The organism is Staphylococcus sp. GDY8P126P (assembly GCF_017891965.1).
Lineage (GTDB): Bacteria > Bacillota > Bacilli > Staphylococcales > Staphylococcaceae > Staphylococcus > Staphylococcus saprophyticus.
Window position 1 is genome coordinate 1 of the sequence record NZ_JAESKG010000022.1, and the last position, 5,193, is coordinate 5,193.

Genomic DNA, 5,193 nt, shown 5'->3' on the forward strand with positions numbered 1-5,193 from the left:
ACAAAAATTTATTGTTGACTTAACAAAAACTTAATGTTATAATAAATTCTTGTAACGTATAAATGAACATTGAAAACTGAATTGCAATATGTCAACGTTAATTCCGAACGCAACATTAAATTGTTGGTTCAAAACAAGTGTTAGAGATAACACAAATTAGTATTTTATGAGCTAATCAAACATCATAATTCATTTATGGAGAGTTTGATCCTGGCTCAGGATGAACGCTGGCGGCGTGCCTAATACATGCAAGTCGAGCGAACAGATAAGGAGCTTGCTCCTTTGACGTTAGCGGCGGACGGGTGAGTAACACGTGGGTAACCTACCTATAAGACTGGGATAACTTCGGGAAACCGGAGCTAATACCGGATAACATTTGGAACCGCATGGTTCTAAAGTGAAAGATGGTTTTGCTATCACTTATAGATGGACCCGCGCCGTATTAGCTAGTTGGTAAGGTAACGGCTTACCAAGGCGACGATACGTAGCCGACCTGAGAGGGTGATCGGCCACACTGGAACTGAGACACGGTCCAGACTCCTACGGGAGGCAGCAGTAGGGAATCTTCCGCAATGGGCGAAAGCCTGACGGAGCAACGCCGCGTGAGTGATGAAGGGTTTCGGCTCGTAAAACTCTGTTATTAGGGAAGAACAAACGTGTAAGTAACTGTGCACGTCTTGACGGTACCTAATCAGAAAGCCACGGCTAACTACGTGCCAGCAGCCGCGGTAATACGTAGGTGGCAAGCGTTATCCGGAATTATTGGGCGTAAAGCGCGCGTAGGCGGTTTCTTAAGTCTGATGTGAAAGCCCACGGCTCAACCGTGGAGGGTCATTGGAAACTGGGAAACTTGAGTGCAGAAGAGGAAAGTGGAATTCCATGTGTAGCGGTGAAATGCGCAGAGATATGGAGGAACACCAGTGGCGAAGGCGACTTTCTGGTCTGTAACTGACGCTGATGTGCGAAAGCGTGGGGATCAAACAGGATTAGATACCCTGGTAGTCCACGCCGTAAACGATGAGTGCTAAGTGTTAGGGGGTTTCCGCCCCTTAGTGCTGCAGCTAACGCATTAAGCACTCCGCCTGGGGAGTACGACCGCAAGGTTGAAACTCAAAGGAATTGACGGGGACCCGCACAAGCGGTGGAGCATGTGGTTTAATTCGAAGCAACGCGAAGAACCTTACCAAATCTTGACATCCTTTGAAAACTCTAGAGATAGAGCCTTCCCCTTCGGGGGACAAAGTGACAGGTGGTGCATGGTTGTCGTCAGCTCGTGTCGTGAGATGTTGGGTTAAGTCCCGCAACGAGCGCAACCCTTAAGCTTAGTTGCCATCATTAAGTTGGGCACTCTAGGTTGACTGCCGGTGACAAACCGGAGGAAGGTGGGGATGACGTCAAATCATCATGCCCCTTATGATTTGGGCTACACACGTGCTACAATGGACAATACAAAGGGCAGCTAAACCGCGAGGTCATGCAAATCCCATAAAGTTGTTCTCAGTTCGGATTGTAGTCTGCAACTCGACTACATGAAGCTGGAATCGCTAGTAATCGTAGATCAGCATGCTACGGTGAATACGTTCCCGGGTCTTGTACACACCGCCCGTCACACCACGAGAGTTTGTAACACCCGAAGCCGGTGGAGTAACCATTTATGGAGCTAGCCGTCGAAGGTGGGACAAATGATTGGGGTGAAGTCGTAACAAGGTAGCCGTATCGGAAGGTGCGGCTGGATCACCTCCTTTCTAAGGATATATTCGGAACATCTTCTTACGAAGATGCAGGAATAACATTGACATATTGTATCCCATTGGAGTATTCATTGCATTATTTTGTACATTGAAAACTAGATAAGTAAGTAAAATTTATGATTTTACCAAGCAAAACCGAGTGAATTAGAGTTTTTTAACAAGCTTTGAATTCAAAAAGAAATAATCGCTAGTGTTCGAAAGAACACTCACAGATTAATAACATTTTGGGTTTTCAACCGACTTGTTCGTGTTGAAAGTCAAAAAAGATTAAGTTATTAAGGGCGCACGGTGGATGCCTTGGCACTAGAAGCCGACGAAGGACGTTACTAACGACGATATGCTTTGGGGAGCTGTAAGTAAGCTTTGATCCAGAGATTTCCGAATGGGGAAACCCAGCACGAGTTATGTCGTGTTATCGATATGTGAATACATAGCATATCTGAAGGCAGACGCGGAGAACTGAAACATCTTAGTACCCGCAGGAAGAGAAAGAAAAATCGATTCCCTGAGTAGCGGCGAGCGAAACGGGAAGAGCCCAAACCAACGAGCTTGCTTGTTGGGGTTGTAGGACACTCTATACGGAGTTACAAAAGAACAGACTAGACGAATCATCTGGAAAGATGAATCAAAGAAGGTAATAATCCTGTAGTCGAAAGTTTGTTCACTCTTGAGTGGATCCTGAGTACGACGGAACACGAGAAATTCCGTCGGAATCTGGGAGGACCATCTCCCAAGGCTAAATACTCTCTAGTGACCGATAGTGAACCAGTACCGTGAGGGAAAGGTGAAAAGTACCCCGGAAGGGGAGTGAAATAGAACTTGAAACCGTGTGCTTACAAGTAGTCAGAGCCCGTTAATGGGTGATGGCGTGCCTTTTGTAGAATGAACCGGCGAGTTACGATTTGATGCAAGGTTAAGCAGTGAATGTGGAGCCGTAGCGAAAGCGAGTCTGAATAGGGCGTTGAGTATTTGGTCGTAGACCCGAAACCAGGTGATCTACCCATGACCAGGTTGAAGTTCAGGTAACACTGAATGGAGGACCGAACCGACTTACGTTGAAAAGTGAGCGGATGAGTTGTGGGTAGCGGAGAAATTCCAATCGAACCTGGAGATAGCTGGTTCTCTCCGAAATAGCTTTAGGGCTAGCCTCAAGTGATGATTATTGGAGGTAGAGCACTGTTTGGACGAGGGGCCCTTATCGGGTTACCGAATTCAGACAAACTCCGAATGCCAATCAATTTAACTTGGGAGTCAGAACGCGGGTGATAAGGTCCGTGTTCGAAAGGGAAACAGCCCAGACCACCAGCTAAGGTCCCAAAATATATGTTAAGTGGAAAAGGATGTGGCGTTGCCCAGACAACTAGGATGTTGGCTTAGAAGCAGCCATCATTTAAAGAGTGCGTAATAGCTCACTAGTCGAGTGACACTGCGCCGAAAATGTACCGGGGCTAAACATATTACCGAAGCTGTGGATTGTCCGTAAGGACAATGGTAGGAGAGCGTTCTAAGGGCGTTGAAGCATGATCGCAAGGACATGTGGAGCGCTTAGAAGTGAGAATGCCGGTGTGAGTAGCGAAAGACGGGTGAGAATCCCGTCCACCGATTGACTAAGGTTTCCAGAGGAAGGCTCGTCCGCTCTGGGTTAGTCGGGTCCTAAGCTGAGGCCGATAGGCGTAGGCGATGGATAACAGGTTGATATTCCTGTACCACCATTATTCGTTTTAAGCGATGGGGGGACGCAGTAGGATAGGCGAAGCGTACGATTGGATTGTACGTCCAAGCAGTGAGATTGAGTGTTAGGCAAATCCGGCACTCTTAAGATTGAGCTGTGATGGGGAGAGGAAATTGTTTCCTCGAGTCGTTGATTTCACACTGCCAAGAAAAGCCTCTAGCTAGAATTGTGGTGCCCGTACCGCAAACCGACACAGGTAGTCAAGATGAGAATTCTAAGGTGAGCGAGCGAACTCTCGTTAAGGAACTCGGCAAAATGACCCCGTAACTTCGGGAGAAGGGGTGCTCTTTAGGGTTAACGCCCAGGAGAGCCGCAGTGAATAGGCCCAAGCGACTGTTTATCAAAAACACAGGTCTCTGCTAAACCGTAAGGTGATGTATAGGGGCTGACGCCTGCCCGGTGCTGGAAGGTTAAGAGGAGTGGTTAGCTTCTGCGAAGCTACGAATCGAAGCCCCAGTAAACGGCGGCCGTAACTATAACGGTCCTAAGGTAGCGAAATTCCTTGTCGGGTAAGTTCCGACCCGCACGAAAGGCGTAACGATTTGGGCACTGTCTCAACGAGAGACTCGGTGAAATCATAGTACCTGTGAAGATGCAGGTTACCCGCGACAGGACGGAAAGACCCCGTGGAGCTTTACTGTAGTCTGATATTGAAATTCGGCACAGCTTGTACAGGATAGGTAGGAGCCTGAGATACGTGAGCGCTAGCTTACGTGGAGGCGTTGGTGGGATACTACCCTCGCTGTGTTGGATTTCTAACCCGCACCATTTATCATGGTGGGAGACAGTGTCAGATGGGCAGTTTGACTGGGGCGGTCGCCTCCTAAAGAGTAACGGAGGCGCTCAAAGGTTTCCTCAGAATGGTTGGAAATCATTCATAGAGTGTAAAGGCATAAGGAAGCTTGACTGCGAGACTTACAAGTCGAGCAGGGTCGAAAGACGGACTTAGTGATCCGGTGGTTCCGCATGGAAGGGCCATCGCTCAACGGATAAAAGCTACCCCGGGGATAACAGGCTTATCTCCCCCAAGAGTTCACATCGACGGGGAGGTTTGGCACCTCGATGTCGGCTCATCGCATCCTGGGGCTGTAGTCGGTCCCAAGGGTTGGGCTGTTCGCCCATTAAAGCGGTACGCGAGCTGGGTTCAGAACGTCGTGAGACAGTTCGGTCCCTATCCGTCGTGGGCGTAGGAAATTTGAGAGGAGCTGTCCTTAGTACGAGAGGACCGGGATGGACATACCTCTGGTGTACCAGTTGTCGTGCCAACGGCATCGCTGGGTAGCTATGTATGGACGGGATAAGTGCTGAAAGCATCTAAGCATGAAGCCCCCCTCAAGATGAGATTTCCCAACTTCGGTTATAAGATCCCTCAAAGATGATGAGGTTAATAGGTTCGAGGTGGAAGCATAGCGATATGTGCAGCTGACGAATACTAATCGATCGAAGACTTAATCAAATTTTAAATGTTTTGTTTGGTTGAATCATATTTTACTTACTATCTAGTTTTGAATGTATAATTTCATACATTTCATTGTCTGGTGACAATGGCAAGGAGGTCACACCTGTTCCCATGCCGAACACAGAAGTTAAGCTCCTTAGCGCCGATGGTAGTCGGACTTACGTTCCGCAAGAGTAGGACGTTGCCAGGCAATTGATATGGAGGATTAGCTCAGCTGGTAGAGCATCTGCCTTACAAGCAGAGGGTCGGCG

The 5,193-nt window shown here is 48.1% G+C and carries 3 rRNA genes; all 3 read left to right on the forward strand.

The features are described 5' to 3' along the window. Positions 1-192 precede the first annotated feature (192 nt). The 3 genes from KA893_RS13030 to rrf all read left to right on the forward strand — a co-directional run bounded on the left by KA893_RS13030 (position 193) and on the right by rrf (position 5,132). Positions 193-1,745: ribosomal RNA gene (locus tag KA893_RS13030) — 16S ribosomal RNA — on the forward strand. Between the two features lie 271 nt (positions 1,746-2,016). Further along, a 23S ribosomal RNA gene (locus KA893_RS13035) occupies positions 2,017-4,939 on the forward strand. Positions 4,940-5,017: 78 nt separating this feature from the next. After that, a 5S ribosomal RNA gene (gene rrf, locus KA893_RS13040) occupies positions 5,018-5,132 on the forward strand. The 16S, 23S and 5S rRNA genes sit together here, the layout of an rRNA operon. Positions 5,133-5,193 lie beyond the last annotated feature (61 nt).